Below are 26,384 nucleotides of genomic sequence, written 5' to 3'. Positions count from 1 at the left end.
AGTATCGTTTATGTCAACCTGTATTATATCTGGAAGATTTCCAGCAACAGAATTTAAAGCTAATATAAATCATAAAATTTATGCTGATACTTATGGTTATTCATATATACATTGTAATTGGCCAACGACGTTAAACAATAACTATTTAAATAAAATAGCATACATATTACACCATATTGATGATTACGATTATATTGTTTGGATTGATGATGATGCTTTCTTTTTTGATTTTGAAAAAGATATTATGGAGTATGCTCCTAAAAACGATAGTTTTATTTCATTATGTAAAAGTCCTTCTTTTAAAGAGTTAAAAACTCATTTTAGCTCAGGTCAATTTATCGTAAAGTGCAACGAGCTTTCAAAACGTTTTTTTCAAGATGTATTAAAAATAGAATTGAATTTTGTGAAAGAATGGTGGCCAGATAAGTTAGGTTTTTTTACTAATGGTGATCAAGATATAATGGTCTATTTATTGTTAGAAAACACATCTTATAAAGGTAAACTAGACCTTTATGATTATAATTGTTTTAATAGTAGATGGGAAAACTTATCTGAAATAGATGTTCATAAACCTTTTATCTTACACTTTACTGGTAGAGGTCAAGTAAAGAGAAATAATTATATTGAGACTCAATTAAAATTTAACTTACATGCATCATTAGTTTCAAACTCCACACTAGAAAAGTATGGTATAAATACTCTTGAACGTTATAATTGTAATAAACATCAAGTGAAAAATAAATCATTTACATTTCGTGTTAAAAGTATACTAAAACGATGGTTACAAGGTTAAAAAAACATAAGCCCTTCCCAATACCAGATGAGCTTCAGAAAACACTTTTAAACATAAAATTTGTTTTTAATTCTAGTTTTGTGATTTATCGTAATGTGAGCTATATGGCTTTACGAATGTTTGATGAGACATCTCAAACCATTTTAGCGATTATCTATGTATGGGAAGATGAGAATACAATTACAAAAATAAATTTATCTGAATATTTTCACCAAAATTTAGACATTATAAAAGTAGCTGACCCTAAGATGTTTATAATGAACAATGAGGTTTGCTGTACATTTAATACTGGCGACGCAACTGAAAAACAGAATGAAATAGTTCTTCTTAAAATAGATAAACATCAGATAACCGAATACTTTGTTTGTAATTATGCACAAAGAGCAAGAACAGAAAAGAACTGGGCTTTTTATGTTGAAAATAACACGTTGTATTCACTCTATAGCTTAAGTCCATTAACGATTTTAAAAGCATCAGAAACTGGAGATCATACTATAATATTTGAGAAATTTTTTGTAGATGAAAACCAATATCTTGAGAATTTTTCTATAGGAACACCATTATTAGAATTAGATGATGGATATGGATTTATAGCTCACAAAAAATTTTTCAGAAAGAGAAAGAGATTATATTTAGGTAAGCCTTGTAGACTAATTATAAATACTACTCCTACAGTAAAAACGAATAGACATTGTATTATACATTCTTTGAAATCATTACTAGGAGCTAAATATAAATTTAATAAAAACCTTATTTCCTGCACATATTTTTCAGGAATTCATAGATTTGGTGAGAATTTGATTATAAGCTATGGAATTAATGATATTGATTGGAACATAGTAACTATAAAACTTAAAAAAATATGGCCTTAAGAACCTTTTATTGGCACAAAAGAAAAGTTACTAAGTATAAATATTATAAATATAAATTTTTATATCCTGAAAGAATGGTCTTTAAGCATGGAAATGCAGGAGATATATTTAATATAGATTTAATAAAATATTTATATGGTGAAAATCCAGAAAATATATCCAATCAAGGAAATAGACTATTAATGGTCGGTTCTGTTATGAATGAAGTCAAAAAAAATGATATCATTAATGGAATCGGTTGGAAAGGAAATGATATAACATTTAGTCAAGAACTTATTGAATCACTTCGCATAAATGGTGTAAGAGGCCCTTTAACTAAATCGTTTTTTGAAAAGAAAAACGCAAATTTATCAAACTTAAAATTTGAATATGATCCAGGTCTTTTAATCAAAGAAGTTTATAACATTGATGTAAAGAAAAGTAAAGAAAAACAAATTATTTTTATTCCACATTTTAGAGATAATATAGTTTATAAAGGTAATTACCCTAAAGAAATTAAAGTAGTAGATATTGACAATAGTCCTTATAAAATTGCAAAAGAAATTTTAAAATCAAAGGTAGTTTATGCATCTTCCTTACATGGTATTGTATTCGCACATGCTTTAAATAAGCCATGTGTTTTTGTTAAACCTCAAAGTGACGAGCCTCTGTTTAAATATAGAGATTATTATTTGTCAATTGGACACACATTTCCTGAAGGTCTTGAAGATATTTATGCCCTTAATTTCTTAACAGATAAGCCTTTAGTGTTGAATAAAAATATTGGCTTAGATGATTTTTATTTCCCAAACATTGATGCGTTAAAAGGTTCAGGTGTAATATTTTAGAATAGTTTTATTTTGTAAAAATCCTTTTACAATAACCTTTATGAATAGTAAAACAATATATTACATAAATAGATATGATTTACGCAAAATTGAGAATGTGAAAAATCATTCTGGTTACGAGCAAATTGTAAAATATGATAACAATTTTAAAAGAATTAAATCTAACAAATTGTTAAGTAATCTGCTATTTTTTCTAATAAAAAAAAATACACCAAAACATTATATAAAACTCAACTTGGGTAAAGAGTTAATTGTATTATTTAAAGCACTAATCACTGGGAATCCTGTTTTTTATTTATATGCAGATAAAGATGCTTTTTTATTGCCTTTAGTAAAAAGGAAGTTTAATTTGAAGCGTCTTAAGGTTTATGGAACATTACATTGGCCGATAGAAATAAGTCAAGAGTTTTCTTTTTATAATAACAATTTAGCGTCAGCCTTTAATGGTATTATTGGTTTATCTTCATCGATATTATCACTAAAATACAATAATATTAAAATTATACCACACGGTATTGACCTAAATTATTGGAAGAGGAATACTAGTGTAAAAAAACAAAATTTATATCTCATAATTGGCATTAGTAACAGAAACCATAAAAAACAAATTGAGATTATAAATAAAATAAAAGAATTAGATGTTAAAGCAAGCTTTTTATTGATTGCAAAGAACAGGGAGATTCAAAAATCATATGTAAATATTAAAGACTTGGATGTTATTAGTGACTATATCCAAGATGATGATTTGAGATTACTTTATAATAAAGCGAAAGCAGTAATTTTATTTCAAGATTATTGCCTTGCATCTAATGTTGTTTTAGAATCAATAGCTACAGAAACTTCTTTGATAACGAATAAGGTAGGTGACGTTGAAGAATATTTAGGTGCTGATTACCCATTGTATATCGATTCGATTTCAGAAGAGGACTTGTTAAATAAAATCTGTTTTTCAGAAAAATTCAGGTTAGAAGTCTCTAACTATTTATTTGATATTAAAAAAGACTTTGACTGGATCTCTATAGCTAAAGAAACAGCCAGTTTTATTCAATGATTACTGATAATGAATTTATATTGCATTCAGCTTAAAAGATTATATAAATGTGTGGATTTTTAGGAGAATTTAATTTCAATGAAGAGGACTCGTTAACATCAGTAAAAGTGTTTTCTGAAATTTTAGACTTATCAAAACATCGTGGACCAGATTCAACTGAGACCAAGCGAGGACGAAATTATCAATTAGGCTTTAATCGCTTATCAATTTTGGATCTTTCTTCTAACGGAAATCAGCCTAAGCGAAGCCCTTCAGGACGCTATGACGTTGTGTTTAATGGCGAAATTTATAATTTCAAAGCACTAGCTGAAGATTACCAACTAAAAGACTTACAATCCTCATCTGATACAGAAGTTCTCGTTCACTTATTTGATAGTATTGGAATTGAAGAAACTGTTAAGAAATTAAACGGAATGTTCGCGATTACTGTTGTAGATACAAAAACGGATACTGTGTCTATTACACGAGATTTTTCAGGAATTAAACCTTTGTTTTATGGTATTAATGGACAAGGTTTAGTCACAGCTTCACAATTTGATCAAGTTTTTAAGCATCCATGGTTTAGTGATCACTTAAACCTTCGAGCTGAAATTATGAAGGAATATTTTGGGTTTGGCTACATGCAAGCACCTAATACTATTTATCAATCAATTTTTCAAGTCAATCCAGGAGAATTAATAGAATTTAAAAGCGATAAAACATTAAATAAAAAACAACTTATTAGCTTTGAAAAAATAGCTACGAATCAAAAAAAGGAAAACAATCAAACTGCTAGTCAATACAATAAGTTATTAGAAACGATTACTAAAAGGCAATTAATTAGCGATGTTCCAATAGCAACATTTTTGAGTGGAGGAGTAGATAGTCCACTAGTTACTGCACATTCAAAATCAAATAAATCGGATATTGAAGCTATAACCTTAAAAGTAGATGATAAGTCTCTTAATGAAAGTGAAATAGCTGAAGATTATGCAAAAGTACTTTCAGTAAATCAAGATATTTTTACAGTAAAAACTTCTGAAATTTTAGAGAACATTGATAGTTATTTTGAAAAATGTGCAGAACCTTTTGGCGACTATTCATCTTTACCTACGTATTTGTTAACTAAGCATGCTGCTAAAAATTATAAAGTGATGTTATCTGGTGATGGAGGAGACGAATTATTTTATGGATACCCGAGGTTTAGGCAATTTATAGAACATTACTATTTGTTTAAAATCCCCTTTAGTATTAGAAAACCATTAGTCAGATTATTAAATCGCAGTAATTTGAGTAATGTGTCTGCACCGTTTTACTATAAGACATTTAGTAATTGGCAAATGGCAAAACATATGCATATTTTTCCACAACAATTAGATGAAATGTTTCCTAATATCTCGTATTCTAATGAACTTTTAGAATTGTATAATTTTGATGAGGTATCTACTAAAAAACAATTGTTACATAGTCTAAGGCATAACGAGTTTTATGCACATTTACAGCGTGTACTTATCAAGGTAGATCGATCTAGTATGGCAAATAGTTTAGAAGTCCGCGTTCCATTTTTAGATAAAGATAGTATTGAATTCTCATGGAGTTTAGAATCCGATTTATCAAAGCATAAAGTATTAAAGAAAACATTAAAAGACTGTTTAAGTCAGTTTGTGCCAGAGACTTTAATCAATAAAAAGAAAATGGGTTTTATGGTGCCTTTAGACGATTGGTTAAACAATCAATTAAAAGAAGATGTTATGTATCACATTTTTGAAATTCCATTTTATGGTGCAGAATTTCTAGATATAGAACGTATTAAAGCATCTGTAAGAGAGTATTATAATAAAGGATTATTTTCGTCTTGGGGAGTTTGGCATATATATGCTTGGCAAAAATGGGCAGTAAAACATGTGATTAACTAATTTTATGAAAGAAAAATCTCTAGTTATAGTTATTTCGTTGGCAAAAAGCCATATTCATTATTGTAAAGCTTTAATAGCTAGTATAGAACATTATGGTATAGAAAATCAAGTTATTGTTTTAAAAGATGGAGATTTTAATATCAAATCCATTGAAAATAAAGAAAATGTCACTGTAATTTCAACAAAAGAAATAAATACCTATCACGATCTTAAATTAACGGGTTTATTAACCAAAATAAACCTCTGTTTTTTGCCTGAAATGGGTTTAGTATATGATTATTATTTACACATGGATGCTGACTCTATAATTACTAGCAGTGATTTTAAGGCTAAATTAGAAAACTTAAAAAATGATTTTTATATCCTTCAAGGGAAATCCTTAGACTACCACGATGAAAAGCTAGCAAAACTATTTAATAACTTTGCTTTTAAGCCAACTTCTTTTGAGGAAGTACAATTTGATTTAAAACATTTATGGTATTTTTCATCAGGACATTTTATAATGAGTAAAGGTTTAATAAAACCAATAAAACACTATTTAACACAGTATAGAGATGAATTAAATACCGGGTTTTCAAAACAAACTCGTTTTAAATTTGGAGATCAAGGTTTTTTTAATTTTGTAGTTAATATATTGAGTTTTCAAAATGAATTAGAAGTTAAAGCTGTTAATAACGGCATTTATGGTAAAGAAGATGAAGCTAAATACCAAAAGTTGAATATTGACGCTGTTAAAGAAAAAACAAGTACTGAAGTAGATTTTATACATTACACAGGACCAAGCCGAAAACCTTTTTTAAAAGCGCATAACTTTGGTAATGTATTGTATTTCTTTAATAAAGAGTTCTATAAAAATTCTTGGGTGTTTTATACTGAAAATCAATTAAGAATAATAAAATATTTCTATCAGTTTTATAAGAAGCGGATTATTTTGAAGAAAAGAACACTTTTAAAGACTCAAGTATAGATTTTAAGATTGTAATAGTTTTAAAAAAAGATATTTAACGAAAAAACTAATTTAATATCATGAGTGAACTACATACTATGATTGTATGGTCAAATGCATCACAAGCAAAAGAGAGTATTGAAAAACAATTGAGCAATAGCTTCAAGCTGCTTTCTGTGATTGAGATTGAATGGGATAAAGAATATTTTAATGATAACCTAAAAATATTTTATGCGCACTCCCAGAAACATTTAGACGTAGCTAACTTCGATATTCTTCTTAAGAATAAAGTAAAACATTGTGGTGACGAAATTTTTACTTTATTTGTTTATGAAGATTTTTCACCAATCTATGACTTTAGAATCACATCTAGTGGAAACCGCAAAGTAAATACTAAGGTTTTTGATCTTAAAGATTCTTTAAGAAAAAGCATTGGTGGAGGTCATAAAATACATGCCTCTGATAATTTGTTTGAATCCAATAAAGACTTAACCTTACTGTTAGGATTGAATATTCAAGATTATCTGAAAAAATATTCTTCTGATGGAATGAGAAATCAGTTACATAATCAAAATTGTTTAGGTGTAAATGGTTATAAGAATATTGACGAACTTTTTTATGTTTTGAATAACTCTATTAATTATTGTGTCCTTAGAAATTATGAATGTTTACCTGAAGAATACACTGTCGATGGTCATGGAGATATCGATTTATTAGTAGAGGATTTTAATTATATGAAATACCTTACTTTGGCGAAAAGTTGTTTTCCAGATAAGGAGTATAGAGTTCATTACGGTATTGAAATTGCAAATACAATTGTACCATTTGATTTTAGATTTGTTGGAGATCAGTATTATGATATTAAATGGCAGCGTGACATTTTAAATGAAACGATTTATTTCAATTCTATTATTAAAGTGCCTGATCTTAAAAATTATTTCTATTCACTTCTATATCATGCCTATATACAGAAAAAAGGCGTTAAGGATGATTATATTGAGCGATTAGAGAACATGTCTAAAGAATTGAACGTTGACTATAGGTCTAATTATGCATTTGATGAAATTAAGACTGTATTAAATTCATTTATGAATACAAAGACATACTCTTATACAGTACCAATAGATAAGACGGTTTATTTTAATCAATTATTTTTAAAATATGAAAGTAATCGTCTTTCAAAATTTGGTAAGTTGATTGCATCACGACAAGCGCGCTTTGAAAATGATATTTTTTTTACTGAAGTATATGATAACGGAAAATTTATTACTAAATACGGTAGCGATTTAATTATCAAAAATGAGTTTTACTTTCTTGACCTTTTAAAAGAAACTGAATTTGTTCCTAAGATTAATAACCATGTATTAGAGTTAAATAATTGTTATGTTGTCATAGAAAAATTAAAAGGGAAAACACTTGATTTAGCAACCCAAGATCGACGTTTCTGGAATAAAAAAAATATTATAAGTTTAATGAAACAGTTGGTTTACTTTAACGAAGTGTTATTAAAAAATGAAATAATGCATCGTGATATTAAACCTGAAAATTTAATGGTGTATTTCGATAAACAACATGCGATTCATCTAAAGTTGTTTGATTTTGGTTGGGCAGTTAAACTTTCGGAATCGAAGAAAGCAATCAATCCTTTAGGATTAGGTGAGCAATTCAAATATAAAGAAGGGCAATACTCAGACCTTTTTAGTACTGGGAAAATGTTAGCTAATATTTTTAACAGATTTCAATTTAAAGATGCAATTTTCAATGAATTTAACATAAAGCCTTCTGCTTACAAAGAGCCACAATCTTTAAAACAGAAGATTAAGCCTATCAAAGATGTTCGGATTGATGAAATTATACAGTTTAATGTAAAAGATTATTTAATGCTTTTTATATTCCGAAACCCAAGTATTCATAATTTTGTTCTATTAATTAAGAAATGCTTGAAATCATTAATAAATTGAGAGTTGAAAATGGCTTTGGTGATTTAAAAAGACATTCTGAATATGACTAATTTGCCATCTATTATCGTTTCCAATTATAACCATCGATAGTATTAATAGTGCGATTAATTAGTGTTTTTAATCAAGCCTTATTCAAATATTTAGATAATTGTTTTAAACGACTGTTCAATAGATTCCAATATAGAAATTTTAATCAATTATAAAAACTTATATTAGACTTTTAAAAGTAAAAAGCCACTATAATAGTTATATGCCTAAAAACAAGAAAATCAATGTATAGTAGTATCAAGAAATTTTTAAATAAACTACCTTATGTTCGTTCACTTTATAATGAACAAAGGGAGAATAAAAAAAGTATGCGATTTCCTCCAGGACATTTTTATTCTCCGATTGTTTCAAAAAGTGAGATACTAAATAAGGAAAATGATATTTGGAAATCCATTCCTGTTGAAGATATTGTAGGTATTGATTTAAATACAAACAAGCAGAAAGAACTTGTCAGAGCATTTAATGATTATTATGCCGAATTGCCATTCCGAAAAAATGCAAGCAACGGCTTAAGGTATTATTTTGAAAACAAATTTTATTCCTATACTGATGGAATCGTATTATATAGCATGCTAAGGCATTTAAAGCCTGAAAGGGTTATAGAAATTGGTTCAGGATATTCATCTGCACTAATGTTAGATGTCAACGAGCATTTTTTTAATAATAAAATGTCATTAACATTTGTAGAACCATACCCTAAGCGATTAAATTCCTTGTTAAAACCTTCAGACAAGAAACAAACCAATATTGTAGAATCATTTGTACAGGAAATAGATTTAGAGCTGTTTAAAACTCTTAAAAAAAACGATATTTTGTTTGTAGATAGCTCTCATGTTGTTAAAACAGGAAGCGATGTACACCACATACTATTTAATATTTTACCAATTTTAAATTCTGGTGTTTACATTCACTTTCATGATGTTTTTTATCCGTTTGAATATCCTAAAAAATGGGTGCTTAATGGATTTAATTGGAATGAAGATTATTTTTTGAGAGCATTTTTAATGTATAATAATGATTTTGAAATTGTTTTATTTTCAAGTTATCTTCATAAATCTCATAAAACTATTTTTGAATCGATGCCTTTGACGTATAAAAGTACAGGAGGGAATTTATGGATAAGAAAGAAATAACCTATAAGAATTAATCAAAATTGTGAAACCATTAGTATCTGTCATACTTCCAAATTATAATCATGCCTCATATTTAAAAGAGCGACTGGATAGTATTTTCAATCAAACGTATTTAAATTTTGAGGTTATTATTCTTGATGATTGTTCTACTGATTCTAGTTTGAAGGTTTTGGAGCCTTATAGGAATCATCCAAAAGTATCACACTTCATATTAAACAAAACAAATACTGGCTCACCATTTATGCAATGGCAAAAGGGATTTGAATTAGCACAAGGAAAATATATTTGGATTGCTGAAAGTGACGACAAAGCAGATTTTAATTTTTTAGAACAGCAACTAAGTTTGTTAGATTCAAATACGAGTGATGTTGTGGTAGCTAAAACATTAAAATTCAATGAGAAAGGTGTATTTGACGAAGTTCAACATCCAGCATTTAAGAAAAATGAAAAACAATTATTGCATTTAAATGATGTATTATATTGTCCAATATTAAATGTTAGTGCCATAGTTTTTGAATCACATTTATGTGACTTAGCAAAGACATTTACTGACTATAATATTATTGGTGATCGTGTGTTTTATCACGAAGCATTTTTAAACAAGACAATCACTAAAAATCAAAAGACAACAGCATATTTTAGAAAATCAGGCGATAGTGTTTCGACTTTAGACAATAGAAGTTTAAAATACTATAGAGGTTATTTTTTCGAACATTTAAAATTTATAAAGGAGGTTTATAAAATAAATAAAATTTCTGGATCACTATATAATACTTATGTGACACGTTTCTTTAATCGAGCAAGATATAGAATGACTAGAAAAGAAAAGCTTAACTTTAGCTTTTTAAAAATGTATATAAATTACAAACGAAACTTAAAGTAAGTTTAATGAGAGTTGCATTAGTTATAACAGTAAAAAACGAAGCTCGTTTGTTAAGGCAAAATCTATGGTATCATCGTTCAATTGGTATAGAAAAAATATACGTATATTTTGATGGCACTACTGATAATGGTAAACAATTAATTAATGATATTGAAGGTGTTGAGAGTAATAATTCTGTGTCTGTAGAAACATTTAAACATTTAGATTATATGCAACATATTTGCAGTAATGTAAATAAAATTCATACTGCAAGGCAATGTTTAAATACCTATGATGCGCAAATGAAATGTCGCGATTTAGGAATTGATTGGTTGATTTCTCTTGATGCAGATGAACTTTTTTTAACAGATCATAAATCACCAATTAGTTTATCCCATTTTTTTGAACCCTTAAAACCTTTCGATGTGGTTCAATTGCAAACATTAGAGGTATTATGTAGAAAAATGACTTACGACAAAATAATGCTTGAAGAGACACAGTTCAAACTCAAAAAGAATTTTAAAAGTCATTTTAACCGTATTTATTTCTCTTTCTTTAATCCTTATAATAAAAAGTCAATAGTTCATTCCTATTGGTTGGGTCATAATATGGGTAAATTGGCTATAAGAGTTGATTCTAATACGATTCCTAAAAATGTTCATCGCTATCAAACAATAGATAAAACACCTTTGAAGAGTTTGAAAATGGGTTTCCTATTACATTACCATTTATATGATTTTGAAGATTTTATAAAAAAATATAAGAACTTTAAAGCACACCCAAATAAGTTTTTAAGTGGAAATGGCATTGGTACATTAAAAACCTTATGGAGAGATATGGTTAATGATGAACAGTTTAATGAGATGTATTTGAAAGATTATTTCAAAGCGCACATTTTGATTAACAAAAAAAAATATAAGCAATTACATTATTTGAGATATTTCTCTTTTATCAAAAGAAAAACATCAGCTATAGTTAATGTGACTCACCCAAAACAAGCTCTTGAAAAAGTTAAACAGTATTTATAACTTATGCCAGAAATAACAACATCAATTATTCCTGAAAAGCAAACAATTGCAACCTTAAAAGGAGTGCCAAAATCTTTAGATTTAAAAGCTATTTGTGTGTTTGTTACTACTGGTTTTTTTTTAGATGATGATACCTTTTGGAAGCATAAAAAAGTACTACGTCCAGGAACAAAAAATCTATTAGATGCTGATGGTAATTTAATATCATCTTCTCAAAATTTTAAATGGTTTTATGATCCTGATGAATCGTTATCATTCTCGAATTCCGTAGATGCTTTTGGTGAATTGTTTGAAAACGTAATAGATAGACAAGTAGGAAATAAACAAGTTATTTTGCCTTTATCTGGTGGTTTAGACAGTAGAACTCAAGCTGTTGCTCTCAATAAATTGAACAAAAACGTATCCTCTTATTGTTACTCATTTAATGGTGGTTATCCAGAGGGGAAAATAGGAAAAGCTATAGCTAAACAATGTAATTTTGAGTTTAAAGAATTTCGAATTCAACCCAATTATCTTTGGTCTAAAATAGAACGTTTAGCAGAAATAAGCGAATGCTATTCTGAGTTTACCCATCCAAGACAGATGGCAATTATTGATTATTACAGTGAAATGGGAGATGTTTTCAGTCTAGGACATTGGGGAGATGTACTTTTTAATGATATGGGTGTGCCCAGTGATTTAGGATTTATACAACAGGTAGAGGTGCTTTATAAAAAAATAGTAAAACCCTCAGGTAAACTACTTGCTGATAAATTATGGAAACATTATGGTTTTGAAGGTGAATTTAAGGATTATTTGTTTCAGCGTTTAGAGACACTTCATAAAGGTATAGATATTCAAAACGATGCAAATGCGAGAATTAGAGCTTTCAAAAGCATGTATTGGGCTCCAAGATGGACAAGTATAAATCTAAACATCTTTAGTGAAGTAAAACCAATCACAATCCCGTATTATGATGATGAAATATGTAAATTCATTTGTAAAACCCCAGAATCTTATTTGTATCAAAGGGCAATTCAAATCGAATATATAAAACGTAGAAACCCTGAATTAGCTAAAATAGTTTGGCATCAAGAAAAGCCATTCAACCTTTATAATTATCGATACAATAAAATGCCATACAATTTGCCTTATAGAGTTTATTCTAAAGTGACAAGAATGTCTAAAGAATTAATTCAAGCACCCTTGGTTCAGCGCAATTGGGAATTGCAGTTTTTGGGTGAGTCAAGTCAAATAAAACTTAAAGATTATTTATTTCAAAATAGCATTGTGCCTAAGGAATTTATTTCTGAAGTTTATAATGATTTTAACCAAAAGGATAAGGTATATCATGCGCATGCAGTTAGTATGTTATTAACATTGAGTTTTTGGGATAGGTTGTATAATAAGTAGTTTGATATAGTTTATTTTTGTCAAAAAGAATGATGAGTAAAGGTCATAAAATTAAAATATTGCTTACAATTCCAAATTTTGATACTGCAGGAAGTGGTAAAGTGGTGTACGACCTAGTAAATGGGCTAGATAAAACCAAATTTGATGTAGAGATTGCCTGTGCTCATAATAAAGGGAACTTCTTTGAAACTGTTGAGGCATTGGGCCTTCCTATACATATATTCGAAACAAAAACAGCATACAGACCTTATTACTCCTTATTATTTAGAGTGTTACCCATATCTAAGTTTTATAAAAAAAACAATTACGATATTATTCATTCTTGGCAATGGAGTAATGATTGGACAGAAGCCATTGCAGCCCGTCTGGCAGGTAAAAAGTGGATTTACACTAAGAAAGCCATGGGCTTTAATAAACACTGGAAAATTAAAAGTTATTTAGCACATTTTATTATTACCATTAATAATGAAATGAAAAAGTATTTCCCAAATAAAAAATCTCAAAAATTAATACCTTTAGGTATTGACACAGACTATTACAATGCTGCTCAATTCGAAAAAAATAAATCAGAATTTTTTGAAGTAATTACTGTCGCTAACCTTGTGCCTGTAAAAGGAGTTGAAGTTTTAATTCGAGCGATTCATCATTTAAGCGATCGTAAAATAAAACTAAACATTTTAGGGGATAATGATAACGATTATGGTAAGTCCGTTCAAGAATTATGTAGAGAATTAGACATGTTAGATCAAGTCGTATTTCACGGAAAACAATTAGATGTACGTCCTTATATCGCAAAATCTGATTTATACGTAATACCTACATTAGATCAAGGGAGAAAAGAAGGGATGCCAATGGCATTGGTAGAAGCTATGAGTATGGGGATTCCAATTCTTGGATCTAATATTACTGGAATTAATTATGTTTTAAAAGGTTTTGATGAACTTCTTTTTCAAGCTGGAGATTTTCAAGCACTTGCAAATAAGTTAAGACTAACCAGAAATTTAAAAAAGGAAGAAAGAGACGAAATAGGCTCAGCATTGCAAACATATTGTGTAAATCATTTTGCAATGTCTACTTTTATAAAAGCTCATGAAGATTTATACACAGAGCTTATCATTAAAAAGTAATGTCAAAATTTAATAAGCATATTGTCGTGGTAGGAACTGCTAGAAGCGGAACAAGTTGGTTGAGTGAAACTATAGCTCAGCAATTTCGTTATAGATTGCTTTTTGAACCTGAACATGAAACTAGAACTGAAAAAGGATCTTTAATATGTGATCAGTGGATAGAAACTAAAGCAGAAGCAGTTAAGGCACATAAATATTTACATCGCGTATTTTCAAACCAAGTAGATTGCAATTGGATTGCTCAAAATAGTAATCGAAAATTTAAAATGCACCTTTGGCCTTTTATTCCTAAAAAGTATATTATCAAGTTTGTACGTGCTAATCTTTCGGCACGATATATAAATGATGTTTTTGATATTCCTGTAATTCACATCATTCGTAATCCTTATGATGTGATTCAATCACAAAAACAAGTGAATTTTCCGTGGTTATTTGATTTGTCTATATTTTCAAATCAAAAGCATTTAGTTCAACTAATACAAGAAAAATTCAACTACGATATTACACAGTATAAAAACCTGACTGATACTGAAAAACTTTGCCTTAGATGGTGTATAGAAAATGTTATTCCTCTGGAGGTTTTTAATGGCTATCAAAATAAATCTGCTGTGGTGAAATATGAAGACTTGATTTCAAATATTCAAGAGTTTTATGACTTGTGTGATACCTTTTCTATAGAACCAATAGTGAACTTAAAATCACATTATAGAACACCTTCAAGTAAAACTCATCCTGAAAGTGGTTTATTAACGAATAAAAAACAATCAACAACTAAAATCACACCACAAGATAGAGCAGATGTTAATAAATTATTAGATATATTTGAAACTCAATTATACAAAAGAGAATAATTTATTGCAACGCATCAAATGAAATTGTACTACCCAAAATTTCTTTACGATTCAAACTCTAAAAATCGCTTTGCTTTATTTCCTCTTTTAAAAGTTTTTATTAAGTCTGATAAGTTTATAGAAAACCCAGCATTGGACGTTTTTGATTTTTCTAATCAAAATATACAAATTGTAGACCAAAAAGATGAGGCAGACGTTTTTGTTTTGCCTATGTCTTGGGACTTTTATGTCACTCACAAAAAAGAAAAACTAGCTCAAGATTATATTGAAAGTGTAAATCATCTCAATAAACTTGTTTTTGTTTTTATCTCAGGCGATTTTGGTGTTAATATTCCAGATTTCACTAATGTTCGTGTGTTTAGATGTAGTGGTTATAAAAGTAAATTGCCTAAATCACATTTAGGATTACCTGTCTTTCATAGAGATCCAATAATGAGATATTATGAACACGAGCAATCAATAATAAGACCTTATGAGGTTACACCAACTATAGGTTTTTGTGGGCAAGCATCTAAATCAATAAAGAATAGAATAAAAGAACAACTTAGAGTGTTGTACAAAAACATGAGATATTATCTAGGTTTAGCTAAGATGAGTCCTCAAAAAATACAATCTACTTCATACAATAGATTTAAGATTTTAAAACGATTACAATCGGCTTCAAAAATTAAGCCTAATTTTATTATTAGAAAGCAATATGGAGGAGGAGTTAAGCATGGGAGAGGTGTAACTAATATTGCTGAAGAGTACTTTGATAACATGAAAAATTCAGATTATATTATCTGTTATCGAGGAGCTGGAAATTTTTCAGTACGGTTTTATGAAACCTTAGCAATGGGACGTATTCCTATATATATAAATACTGATGGCTTGTTGCCATTATCTAAAAGTATCAATTGGAAAGATCATTTAGTTTGGATTGAGCCTTCAGAAATAAATAGTATAGAGGAAAAGGTTTTAGAATTCCACAAATCTTTGAGCATTGAGCAATTTGAAGCAATCCAAATAGAAAATCGTAATTTATGGAAAGATCAATTGAATTTATGGAGTTTCTTTTTCCTTCAATTTCAACGAACTCAAAAATAAATATCTAATATGTTGTTGAAACGCATTAAAAAGATGATAGTTTACAGGAAGATTAAGCAACGTAAAAAGATGTTTGCAAAACATCCTGTCACAAAAAACCATCGCAATAAAGCCCTTTTTAGATATGTTGTTTTCAATTTTAAAAATAGGATTACAAAAAACATAACTTATAAGTGGGTTGGTGGTTTGAAATTTTATGCAAGTAAAGGGGATGGTGGGATTGTAGGAAATATTTACTTTGGACTTTATGAGTTTTATGAATCTATATTTCTAATTCATTTTTTAAGAGAAGAGGATACGTTTTTAGATGTAGGAGCAAATATTGGACATTATGCTTTATTAGCTTCTGGAGTTAGTAAATGTAATACTATTGCTATTGAGCCCGTACCATCAACATTTAAAAGACTTAATGACCAAATTGAATTAAATAAACTGAGCAATAAAATTGAAACCTTAAATATTGGAGTAGCTGACAAATCTGACTATTTGTTTTTTTCTACAGATAAAACCACAATGAATAAAGTTGTAGATGAAACATACAAAGAAGCTGTTAAGGTTCAAGTTAAAGCGATAGATTCTTTAGATGGTTCTGAAACATTTAACCTCATGAAAATTGATGTTGAAGGTTTTGAGAAATTTGTACTTAACGGTAGTTCTTCAACTTTGAAAAGTGATAGCCTAAAAGCAATAATTATAGAAATTAACTTTAGTAATCAGTTTTATGGTGTAGAAAATGTAGAGATTTTAGATATCTTATTGAGTTATAATTTTCACCCATATAGGTATGATCCAATACATAGAGAGTTGATTAAATTAGAGTCTTATAACAAAGAGCAGTTTAATACTATTTTTATTAAAAACTATGATTTTGTTATGAATAGAATAAATGACAGTAAAAAAATTAAAGTTTGGAACACTTACTTTTAATAAGCTAAACGTCTTACACATAAAATGAAAAACAGTATTAAACAATCTATTAAAAACATGCCATTTATTGGTAATGTAATAACAGCAGTTTATAATAAATTTAAACCTAAAACAGATTTCTTTTTTAGTGAACCTTCATTATGGTTGAATGAACTTTTTGATGAAGAAAAAATAAGTGTAGTTCAAATTGGTTCAAATGATGGAATTACTGGTGATCCACTACATGAATTAATAGTTAAACATAAAAAATGGACTGCGTTGTTTGTTGAACCAGTACCTCTTTTGGCTGAAAAACTAAAAAGAAATTATGCTAATGACTCTCGATTTGTTTTTGAAAATGCAGCCATAAATGACGGCTCTTTTCAAGTTTTTTATTCAGTTTCAGAAAGTGTAAAAGGTAAAATAGAAAATCTACCATCATGGTATGACCAACTTGGTTCATTTAATAAAGAAAATATAACCAAACATCTAAACGGTATCTTAGATCCTTATATAATAGAGTCTAAAATAAAAGGATTGACTTTGCAAGACCTTTTTACAAAACATAAAATATCATCAATTGATATTTTACATATTGATACAGAAGGTTACGACTGGAAAGTGCTTTCTCAGTTAGATTTTAATAGTTACCAACCAAAGACAATATTATTTGAACACAAACACCTTTCAAAAGCAGAAAAGAATGAGTCTGTAAATTATTTAAAAAACAATAATTATTTAATTCATGTTTTAGGTGGAGACTATTTATGCTTAAAAAAAGAAAGTTTTAATGCAAATGCTATTAAAAATCTTAAATTTCAAGGGGTTTTATAGCAAATGTCTTTTAATTATTACCTTCTAATAGTTTATTTTAAAGTAGAAAATGAATAACAAATTAAAAATAGCGATTTACTCTGGAGTTATTCCTTCTTCTACCTTTATTGAGCGACTAATTATTGGACTTGCGTCATCTAATACGTGTGAAATCTATCTTTTTGGAGCCATACAAAATGAAAGTAATTATGATTCAAATGTTAAGTTTGCTGGATATAAAAATATAAAATGGCACAAAACCATTCATCTTATAAAATATAGTGCCTTTTTGTTTTTCTTTCGAAGAAAAGACAAAAAAAAATTAGACTCTATCTTAAAGTCTCAAAAAAGAAATACATTATTAGATAAAGTGAAATTTTATCCTGTACTGTGGCACAAACCTGATATTTTTCATCTGCAATGGGCAAAAGGATTAAAAGACTGGATTTGGGTACAAGAATTCGGTATTAAAGTAGTATTAAGTTTAAGAGGTACGCAAATAAATCTATCTCCTATAGCTAACAAATCGCTTGCAGATATGTACAAAGCTAATTTCCCTAAAGTAGATGCTTTTCATGCAGTTTCTAAGGCAATTGCTTTAGAAGCTGAAAAATATGTTGCACAAAAAGAAAAAATTAAAGTTGTATATAGCGGTTTAAATTTAGAGTCTATAAAGCATGTTGTTGAAAAAGAGAATTCTATCTTAAAAATGTTATCTATAGGAAGACCACATTGGATTAAAGGCTATACTTATGCTTTGGATGCTTGTAAGATATTGAAAGATAAAGGCTGCAAATTTGAGTATACAATCATTGGAGCTGCAGGTAATATTGAATTGGCTTATCAAATTAAAGATCTCAACTTGCAAAGTGAGATTGTTTTATTACATCGTAAACCGTTTGATACAGTGCAAAAACTTATAGAGGATTCAAACTTATTAGTATTACCAAGTTTAAAAGAAGGGATTGCCAATGTTGTATTGGAGGCCATGTTATTACATACCTTGGTGCTCACCACAGATTGTGGCGGTATTACAGAAGTTATAGTAGATAATCATAACGGATTTGTAGCTCCTATTCGTGATTCCGAAAAACTTGCAGAAAAAATAATGGAAATCACTAAAATGCCAAGCAGTGATGTAATTAGAATCACTCAAAATGCTTTAAAAACAGTTAAGGCACAACATAATGAACAACAAATGATAACAGGTATGCTTAAGTTATATCAAAATCTGTAATTTTAAATACATGCATCCAGAGCGTCATAATAAACCAACAATAGGACTTGTATTGTCAACAGTGCCAAGGTATTCTGAGACCTTTTTTAGAAATAAAATTATAGGTTTGCAAAATAATGGTTTTGATGTGGTGTTATTTGTTGATTATATTGAAGAAGGAGATCTTAATTTTCCATGTTCTATTGTTGCTGCTCCAGATTTTGGAGGCAACCTTTTGAAACTATTTTTAAATAGCTGCTCTTCAATCATAAAAAGCTTGTTTTTACATCCGAAAAAGAGTTTTAAATTGTATCTATTAGATAAAAGAGATGGCTTGTCCTTTAAAAAACGAATGAGAAATCTTATTGTCAATCAATTTTTATTAGCAAAAACAATAGATTGGTTACACTTTGGTTTTGGAATGTTATCTAACAACAGAGAAAATGTAGCTCAAGCCATAGGAGCTAAAATGGCTGTAAGCTTTAGAGGTTTTGATTTATATCTTTCGCCTCTAAAACACGAAAATTGTTATGATAAGCTATTTTTAAAAGATGTAAAATATCATTTGCTATCACAAGAAATGAAGGAAGATTTAATCGATAATAAAATATCTGCATATAAAATTAAAGTGATTCCACCAGCCATAAATATTGATTTTTTTCAATCTAAAGGGAATCATACTGAAAATAAAGTTGTAAAAATTATAACCATTGCTAGATTGCATTGGAAAAAAGGAATTGAATATACCTTAGAAGCCATTCATGAATTAAAACAAAATGAAATTAACTTTCATTATACAATCATAGGAGATGGAAGCCAATTAGAACGCTTGGTTTTTGCTGCTCATCAGTTAGGAATTCAAGATTGCATTACATTTACAGGTAAAATGTCCCAAGTAGAAGTAAAAAAACAACTAGAGGAATCAGATGTTTACTTACAGTATAGTATTCAAGAAGGATTCTGTAATGCTGTTTTAGAGGCTCAGGCTATGGGTTTAATGTGTATAGTGTCTAATGCTGAAGGCTTAAGCGAAAACGTTTTGAATGGTAAAACTGGATGGGTCGTTCCAAAACGCCAGCCCAAACTATTAGCGCAAAAAATAATAGAAGTGATAAATCTTAGTTCTAATGAAAGGGAAAGCATTAGGGAAACAGCAATTAGCCGGGTAAGAGAAGAGTTTAATTTACAAAAACAAAACAAATCATTTGAAAACTTTTATGAAAATTAAAAGATGTAATTTTAATTTGTGAGAGCTTTTTCTCAAACTACGTGGTTTTTTGATTCATTATATATAATATTGTAATCATTAAATGATATAACATACCTATGACAAATTACGAATTTATGCGATGGGCAACATTTTCGATTATGCCAACGCATTTAGTAACCGTACGTAATGATATTAAACGCCTTGTAAAGTCTAATAGAAAAGGGGAGTCTAAGATGTCTATTTTAGATGTAGGAGGAAGGAAATCACCATATACAATCAACTTGCCCGCTGACATAACTTTACTAGATGTTCCTCAAGAAAGTGGTACACGAGAAGAACTGAATTTGGGTTTTACAAAAGATATTTTAACATCAATTCAAAAAAAACGAAGTAATATTAAAGATGTTGTTATACAAGATATGACAAAATCTACTGTAAAAGATGCATCTTATGATGCCGTTGTTTGTATTGAAGTTATTGAGCATGTAGAAGAAGACAATGTATTTGTGAAAAACATTTCAAAAGCTATAGATAAAGGAGGTTGGGCATATTTTACAACGCCTAATGGAGACTTTATAAAAAATGAAGGTCCAGGAAAAAATCCAGACCATGTAAGACACTATTCAAAGTTAGAATTACAAACACTACTTGAAAAATATTTTGACTCGGTTGATGTGCATTATGCAGTTAAAACAGGAAAATACAGAGTACAAGGCTTAAAAAGTTTTAGTTTAATAAATCCTGTAGAAACATTAAAGTCAATTTTTTCAAATATTATTAACAGATTTCAATCAAAAAACGTTTCAAATTCACCTATAAAAACAGCACATTTAATAGGAATAGGTTATAATTAGAAATCACAACTGCATAATTAATATTTTATGAAAGTAAAAAAAATATTTAAAAAGATATATTATTCATTAAATCTAGATAAATCTAAGTATGTAGAAACTAGTTTGTGTGGTGTACCACTAAAAACGCTTTCTGGAACAATTAGAAAACATGAAGACCAAGATGATGCTTGGTGGTTTTATTTATCTAAACACCATAATATTATTTTTGATATTGGAGCTAATATAGGTTATACAGCTTTGTTGTCATTAATACAAGACCCTAAAAGACAAATAATTCTTGTAGACCCTAATCCAGAAGCTTTAGAAAAGGCAGCTATAAATATTATTAAAAACAACTTAGGAAGTAGAGCTCAATATTTAACGGCATTTGTTGGTAATGTATTAGATGATACGGTAAAATTTTATACCATAGGAGCAGGAGCAGCTGGAAGTATGTATGCATCTCATGCAGAGACGGCAGCTTCAGCAAATTCCTATATGGAAGTAAAAACAGTTACTTTGGACTATATTTATTCTTTTTATAATATAAAGCCAGATTTAGTTAAAATTGACGTGGAAGGTGCAGAAACATTAGTTATGCAAGCGGCTAAGAAACTTGCAAATGAAACAAAATGCAACTTTTTTATTGAAATGCATAATGTTGAAAATTTAGGGATGGAAGCTGCAGCTCAAGCGATGTTAGATTGGTGTACAGATATGAATTATAAATCATGGTATCTTAAAACAGGCGAAGAACTTACCATGGCAGAAACTGTTAAAAGTAGAGGGAAATGTCATTTGCTGTTATTGCCTGACACAAAAGAATATCCAGAGTATTTAAAAGGAATTACACAAAATCATAAGTTACCAAATACTATTTAGTATAAATTTAGAAGTATTACTATTTTGACAAACATAACAGAGACTTAAGCACATGTGTCTGAAACAAAATATCAAGAACAAAACAAAACTAAATATTGGTCATTCTAGAAGTTTGACCGCTATAATATAATCTATGCCTTTTGATTTTTTAAAATATCTTCAACCAACACATTATTTTCAATTGTATACAAATACAGGGAAATCTATTTTTCCTAAAGTTGAAAATTTACCAGAACAAGTGGTTTTGCATTTGGAAGTAGATGATAGGTTTAAGTCAAAACAAGCTAAGGATTATGATTTATCATGGCAAGCTATTCAAAAAGGATATATAGGAAATGTACCAACTTATCACAGTTTTACTGAAATCAGCATACAGGATAATTATCATTTCATTAGAAAATATTTTAACAAAGCTTGGGTATTCTATGTGTTAATATTACGTTTGGTGTCATTTAAAAATCCATTAAAAGAAATTAGAGGATGGTATAAAACCAAGGGTGTCAATAGAGTTCAAATTAATAATATTTCCATTTATGACAATGATTTTGAGAATTTCAAGTCGTCTTTAATAGCTCGCGGTCCAAAAGTAAGCGTGGTTATTCCAACGTTGAATAGGTATGATTATTTACAAGACGTTTTGAGAGATTTAGAGGCACAAGATTACAAAAACTTTGAAGTTATTGTTGTTGACCAATCTCAGCCATTTAATGAAGCTTTTTATAAAGATTTTAAATTAAGCACTCATCTTATAAAACAAGAAGAGAAGGCCTTATGGCTAGCTAGGAATAATGCTGTAAAGAACGCAAAAGGAGAGTTTATAGCATTATCTGAGGATGATGTTAGAATTGAGCCAGATTGGATAACATCGCATTTAAAATGTTTAGACTATTTTAACGCTCAAGTGTCTGCAGGTGTATTTTATCCTGAAGGTAAACAAATACCTAAAGAGCGATCATTCTTTGCTGTAGCCTCGCAATTTGCAACAGGGAATGCCATGTTATTTAAGGATGTTTTTAAAACAGTGAATTTGTTTGATAGACAATTTGAAAAACAAAGAATGGGAGATGGCGAATTTGGATTACGATTATATTTAGCAAACATCAAAAGCATATCAAATCCTAAAGCATCTTGTATTGATGTCAAAGCAGGAGTAGGAGGATTACGTGAAATGGGAAGTTGGGATGCATTTAGACCATCAAATTTTTTCGCACCTCGGCCTATACCAAGTGTGCTTTATTTTTTTAGAAATTATTTTGGCAATAAACCTTCAAAATTGGCATTGTTACGTATGGTGCCATTATCAATTTTACCATATCAATTTAAAAAGAATAAACCTTTATTGTTGATAGGAGTTTTGGTAACTATTCTGCTACTTCCAATAGTGTTTTATCAGGTTTTTAAATCTTGGAATTTAGCCAGTAATAAAATTAAGCAAGGACCATTAATAGAAACGTTTGTGTGAGTCTGAAAAACCAAAATATAGTCATTGTAACTTCAGAGTTTCCTCCTCAACCAGGAGGTATAGGAAATCATGCTTATAATTTAGCATTGTATTTGTCTAAAGAGAATTATACAGTTCATGTAATTGCAGATCAACGTTCAGAAACAGGAAAGGAAGAGATTATTTTTGACCTAACATTACCTTTTGAAGTGACTAGAATTAAACGACATAATTTACGTTTCAGAATGTATTTTCAGCGTTTAATAATGACTCGAAAACGATTTAAAAGTGCATCTCATATTATTGCAACTGGCAAGTTTTCACTTTGGAATGTTGGTTTTCTTAGTATATTTAAAAAAACGCCAACAATTGCAGTAATTCACGGAACAGAAGTTAACTTTAAATCATTTATACTGCGGAAATCTATAGATATAGCTCTAAAGAAATTTGATTGTATAGTTGCTGTTTCAAATTATACAAAGCATTTAGTTTCACATTTAAATCTCAATATAGAGGTTATTCCAAATGGGATTGATTTTGCTGCTTGGCAATTAATTAAAAAACAAGATTTAACATTAAAAGGAGAACCAAGTTTAACAACTGTAGGTCGTGTAAGTTCCAGAAAAGGACAACTAAATGTTATCAAACAACTACCAGAGCTTATTAAACAATTTCCAAAGATTCATTATCATTGTATTGGTATTCCAACTCAAATTGATGCCTTTATTATAGAAGCAAAGCGGTTACAAGTACATGATTATATCACATTTCATGGTAGTGTTGATGCACAAGTTTTAAAACAAATGCTCAGCGAAACAGATCTTTTTGTGATGTTAAGTTCAGAAGATAAATTTGGTGATGTTGAAGGTTTCGGTATTGCTATTTTGGAAGCTAATGCGTTAGGTATTCCTGCTATTGGATCAAAAGGATGTGGTATAGAAGATGCAATACAACAAAATGTTTCAGGATTATTAGTCGAATTTAATAAAACAAAACAGACTAAAGAAGCCATTGATATTATATTATCTAATAAAGTAGCTTATAAAAATGGAGCAAAAAAATGGGCTGAACAACATGATTGGTCAAACATTATAAAACAATATATTACACTAATGTAATGAGCACACTTACCATAATTTCACATACAGAACATTATAAAACTCCAGAGGGCAACATTGTTGGTTTGGGATCGACTGTTACTGAAATTAATCATTTATTAGATGTTTTTGACGAGGTTGTTCATGTGGCGATGTTGCACAATTGTTCTGCACCTCCAAACGCATTACCTTATACTTCCAATAAGATTATATTTATTGCTTTGCCAGCTTTAGGTGGTCCAAAAATTAATGATAAACTAGCAATTATTTGGAAAGCTCCTTCAGTTTTAAAGACGATAAAAGACGCAATTAATAAAACGGATTATTTTCAATTCAGGGCACCTACAGGAATTGGAGTTTTTGTAATTCCTTATTTAGTTCTGTTGAGTTCAAAAAAAGGATGGTTTAAGTATGCAGGAAATTGGAAACAAAAAAAGGCGCCCTTGGCTTATAGTTTTCAACGTTGGTTATTAACAAAACAAAGACGAAAAGTCACTATTAATGGTCAATGGGAAGATCAACCATTGCAATGCTTGACTTTTGAAAACCCTTGTTTAACCGATTATGAAGTTGTAAAAGGAGTTGAAATAATTAAAGATAAAACTATTGCTAATAATGCTATTAATTTTTGTTTTGTTGGTCGTTTAGAAGAAGAAAAAGGAATTGGTTTGCTAATTGAAGCTTTTAATGATTTATCAGAAGATAAAAAAATAAGACTTAATAAAATACATATTGTTGGTGATGGTATAGCAATGAATGATTATAAGAATAGAGCAAATAAAAGCGCTTTAAATTTTGTGTTTCATGGCTTTTTATCTCGCGATGATGTGCACAAAATATATAAAGAATCTAACGTTATAATATTACCATCGGTTTCTGAAGGGTTTCCAAAAGTAATTACTGAAGCGATGAATTATGGTTGTTTGCCAATGGTGTCAAATATATCTTCCATTGAGAATTATGTGAAAAATGAAATTAATGGGTTTTTATTTTACCCAATTACTAAAGAAAACCTAGTCAATGAAATTGAAAAAGCATTAAATTTGTCTGATTATCAGTATTCTAGCATGATTAATGCAAAAAGAGAAGATATTCAAAAATTTACTTATAGTTATTATAATAAAAAAATAACTACTAATTTGATTAATAATGATTTATGAATTTTGAACTTTAGCCTAGTTTTATATATAAATAAATAATTTATTTAAAACATTCATCTTAATACTGTTAAGTCAGAAATAATTAGGTCTAACAAAAAAAAAAATATACATTTATCATCTTCTTTAAATTTAACACTAATTAATGATCTTCAAAAAGTTACTTTGGATATTTAAAAGACATCCATTTTTATACATAGCTCGTTTTAAATTGCTGTCTAAGAATTCAAATATTGAAGATATAAATGAATTTTGTTATAATGATTTAAATCCTAAAAATCATATTCCAGATTATTTTAAAGAAATCAACAGTACAATTTTTCCAAATAATAAGCCTGAATCTGACTTAGAACTCGTTAAAAAATTAAGTATTTGGTTAAATAATAATATTAAAGGTGGACGAGGTTTAAGTGAGCCTTCTGAGAAAGCTTTAAAAATAATGCTTGAAGGTAAAGGAGGAGTTTGTAGTGATATGGCTCAGGTTTTTAATAATTTTAGTGTTATTAATGATGTTAAAGTTCGAGAATGGGGAAATACTAGAGCACCATTTAATAAAGAATATGGAGGACATTCATTTAATGAGGTTTATAGTAAAGATTTAAATAAATGGATTCTTATAGATACTTATTCTAGTGTATTATTTTATTTTAATGATACACCTCTATCTGTTTTAGAACTGTATCAATTAGTTCATGAAAATAAACAAGTTCATTTTAAGACTTTTAATTCATTAAAGGAAATAGATGAAAATAACATTAAAAGAAACTATTTAAATCCAGACACTATTCCATTTTTAATTTGTAATTACTCTAATAAGACTTATGATGCTTTTTTAAGATATACTAGGCCTTATGTCCCTATATTTGTTACACATTTTGTATTATATCTTTTTGGGAAGAGTTATTATTATCGTTTTCCATTAGGTGATTATAAAAAAATCTTTTCTTAAAAAAATAT

24 protein-coding genes are annotated in these 26,384 nt (G+C 28.8%); all 24 read left to right on the top strand.

What is annotated here, in order from left to right; all coding sequences use genetic code 11:
- The first annotated feature begins 10 nt into the window (after positions 1-10).
- The 24 genes from RH81_RS01410 (at position 11) to RH81_RS01295 (ending at position 26,376) form a co-directional block, all read left to right on the top strand.
- Entirely contained in the window at positions 11-793 is a 783-nt protein-coding gene (locus tag RH81_RS01410; protein ID WP_033956547.1) for a putative nucleotide-diphospho-sugar transferase, read from the top strand.
- Positions 778-1,665, top strand: a complete 888-nt coding sequence (locus RH81_RS01405) for a hypothetical protein (protein ID WP_033956545.1) — start codon at positions 778-780, stop codon at positions 1,663-1,665. The genes RH81_RS01410 and RH81_RS01405 overlap by 16 nt, the downstream gene beginning before the upstream one ends.
- 74 nt (positions 1,666-1,739) lie before the next feature.
- Positions 1,740-2,492: a polysaccharide pyruvyl transferase family protein gene (locus RH81_RS01400; RefSeq protein ID WP_241478943.1), complete on the top strand. Its 753-nt coding sequence runs from the start codon at positions 1,740-1,742 to the stop codon at positions 2,490-2,492.
- A 40-nt stretch (positions 2,493-2,532) separates the two neighbouring features.
- Positions 2,533-3,543, top strand: a complete 1,011-nt coding sequence (locus RH81_RS01395) for a glycosyltransferase family protein (RefSeq protein WP_033956540.1) — start codon at positions 2,533-2,535, stop codon at positions 3,541-3,543.
- A 47-nt stretch (positions 3,544-3,590) separates the two neighbouring features.
- Positions 3,591-5,438, top strand: coding sequence for an asparagine synthase (glutamine-hydrolyzing) (gene asnB / locus RH81_RS01390; protein WP_033956538.1), 1,848 nt, complete (start codon positions 3,591-3,593; stop codon positions 5,436-5,438).
- A 4-nt stretch (positions 5,439-5,442) separates the two neighbouring features.
- Positions 5,443-6,405 carry a hypothetical protein gene (locus tag RH81_RS01385; protein WP_033956534.1) on the top strand — a complete coding sequence of 321 codons (963 nt, stop codon included), beginning with the start codon at positions 5,443-5,445 and terminating at the stop codon, positions 6,403-6,405.
- Positions 6,406-6,464: 59 nt separating this feature from the next.
- Positions 6,465-8,345, top strand: coding sequence for a protein kinase domain-containing protein (locus RH81_RS01380; protein WP_033956531.1), 1,881 nt, complete (start codon positions 6,465-6,467; stop codon positions 8,343-8,345).
- A gap of 272 nt (positions 8,346-8,617) precedes the next feature.
- The gene (locus RH81_RS01375) at positions 8,618-9,526 is read left to right on the top strand and encodes a class I SAM-dependent methyltransferase (protein ID WP_033956528.1); all 909 of its coding nucleotides are present in this window, start codon (positions 8,618-8,620) and stop codon (positions 9,524-9,526) included.
- Positions 9,527-9,548: 22 nt separating this feature from the next.
- Positions 9,549-10,409, top strand: a complete 861-nt coding sequence (locus tag RH81_RS16255; RefSeq protein ID WP_052172362.1) for a glycosyltransferase family 2 protein — start codon at positions 9,549-9,551, stop codon at positions 10,407-10,409.
- 5 nt (positions 10,410-10,414) lie between these two features.
- Positions 10,415-11,416, top strand: a complete 1,002-nt coding sequence (locus RH81_RS01365) for a glycosyltransferase family 2 protein (RefSeq protein WP_033956525.1) — start codon at positions 10,415-10,417, stop codon at positions 11,414-11,416.
- 3 nt (positions 11,417-11,419) lie between these two features.
- Positions 11,420-12,808 carry an asparagine synthase-related protein gene (locus tag RH81_RS01360; protein ID WP_033956521.1) on the top strand — a complete coding sequence of 463 codons (1,389 nt, stop codon included), beginning with the start codon at positions 11,420-11,422 and terminating at the stop codon, positions 12,806-12,808.
- A gap of 29 nt (positions 12,809-12,837) precedes the next feature.
- Positions 12,838-13,935, top strand: coding sequence for a glycosyltransferase family 4 protein (locus RH81_RS01355; RefSeq protein ID WP_052172361.1), 1,098 nt, complete (start codon positions 12,838-12,840; stop codon positions 13,933-13,935).
- Complete coding sequence (locus tag RH81_RS01350; RefSeq protein WP_033956519.1) at positions 13,935-14,786, top strand: sulfotransferase domain-containing protein; 852 nt, start codon at positions 13,935-13,937, stop codon at positions 14,784-14,786. Before RH81_RS01355 ends, RH81_RS01350 begins: the two co-directional genes overlap by 1 nt.
- Before the next feature lie 18 nt (positions 14,787-14,804).
- On the top strand, positions 14,805-15,872 hold the full coding sequence (locus RH81_RS01345; RefSeq protein WP_033956515.1) for a hypothetical protein: 1,068 nt from the start codon (positions 14,805-14,807) through the stop codon (positions 15,870-15,872).
- Between the two features lie 33 nt (positions 15,873-15,905).
- Entirely contained in the window at positions 15,906-16,799 is an 894-nt protein-coding gene (locus RH81_RS01340) for an FkbM family methyltransferase (protein ID WP_161791963.1), read from the top strand.
- A 24-nt stretch (positions 16,800-16,823) separates the two neighbouring features.
- Positions 16,824-17,612, top strand: coding sequence for an FkbM family methyltransferase (locus RH81_RS01335; protein WP_033956507.1), 789 nt, complete (start codon positions 16,824-16,826; stop codon positions 17,610-17,612).
- Between the two features lie 49 nt (positions 17,613-17,661).
- Entirely contained in the window at positions 17,662-18,828 is a 1,167-nt protein-coding gene (locus RH81_RS01330; RefSeq protein ID WP_033956503.1) for a glycosyltransferase family 4 protein, read from the top strand.
- A 10-nt stretch (positions 18,829-18,838) separates the two neighbouring features.
- Positions 18,839-20,035, top strand: a complete 1,197-nt coding sequence (locus RH81_RS01325; RefSeq protein ID WP_033956500.1) for a glycosyltransferase family 4 protein — start codon at positions 18,839-18,841, stop codon at positions 20,033-20,035.
- Between the two features lie 98 nt (positions 20,036-20,133).
- Positions 20,134-20,871, top strand: a complete 738-nt coding sequence (locus tag RH81_RS16250) for a methyltransferase domain-containing protein (RefSeq protein WP_052172360.1) — start codon at positions 20,134-20,136, stop codon at positions 20,869-20,871.
- Between the two features lie 27 nt (positions 20,872-20,898).
- Positions 20,899-21,732, top strand: coding sequence for an FkbM family methyltransferase (locus tag RH81_RS01315; protein WP_033956492.1), 834 nt, complete (start codon positions 20,899-20,901; stop codon positions 21,730-21,732).
- A gap of 133 nt (positions 21,733-21,865) precedes the next feature.
- Positions 21,866-23,194, top strand: a complete 1,329-nt coding sequence (locus RH81_RS01310; RefSeq protein WP_033956491.1) for a glycosyltransferase family 2 protein — start codon at positions 21,866-21,868, stop codon at positions 23,192-23,194.
- Positions 23,191-24,291, top strand: a complete 1,101-nt coding sequence (locus tag RH81_RS01305; RefSeq protein WP_241478942.1) for a glycosyltransferase family 4 protein — start codon at positions 23,191-23,193, stop codon at positions 24,289-24,291. The genes RH81_RS01310 and RH81_RS01305 overlap by 4 nt, the downstream gene beginning before the upstream one ends.
- On the top strand, positions 24,291-25,430 hold the full coding sequence (locus RH81_RS01300; protein WP_033956483.1) for a glycosyltransferase: 1,140 nt from the start codon (positions 24,291-24,293) through the stop codon (positions 25,428-25,430). Before RH81_RS01305 ends, RH81_RS01300 begins: the two co-directional genes overlap by 1 nt.
- Positions 25,431-25,572: 142 nt before the next feature.
- Positions 25,573-26,376, top strand: coding sequence for a transglutaminase domain-containing protein (locus tag RH81_RS01295; RefSeq protein ID WP_052172359.1), 804 nt, complete (start codon positions 25,573-25,575; stop codon positions 26,374-26,376).
- Positions 26,377-26,384 lie beyond the last annotated feature (8 nt).

This window comes from Psychroserpens jangbogonensis (assembly GCF_000797465.1).
GTDB classification, from domain to species: Bacteria; Bacteroidota; Bacteroidia; order Flavobacteriales; family Flavobacteriaceae; genus Psychroserpens; species Psychroserpens jangbogonensis.
Note: the sequence above shows the minus strand (reverse complement) of the source record. Positions and strands in the feature narration are given on the sequence as shown.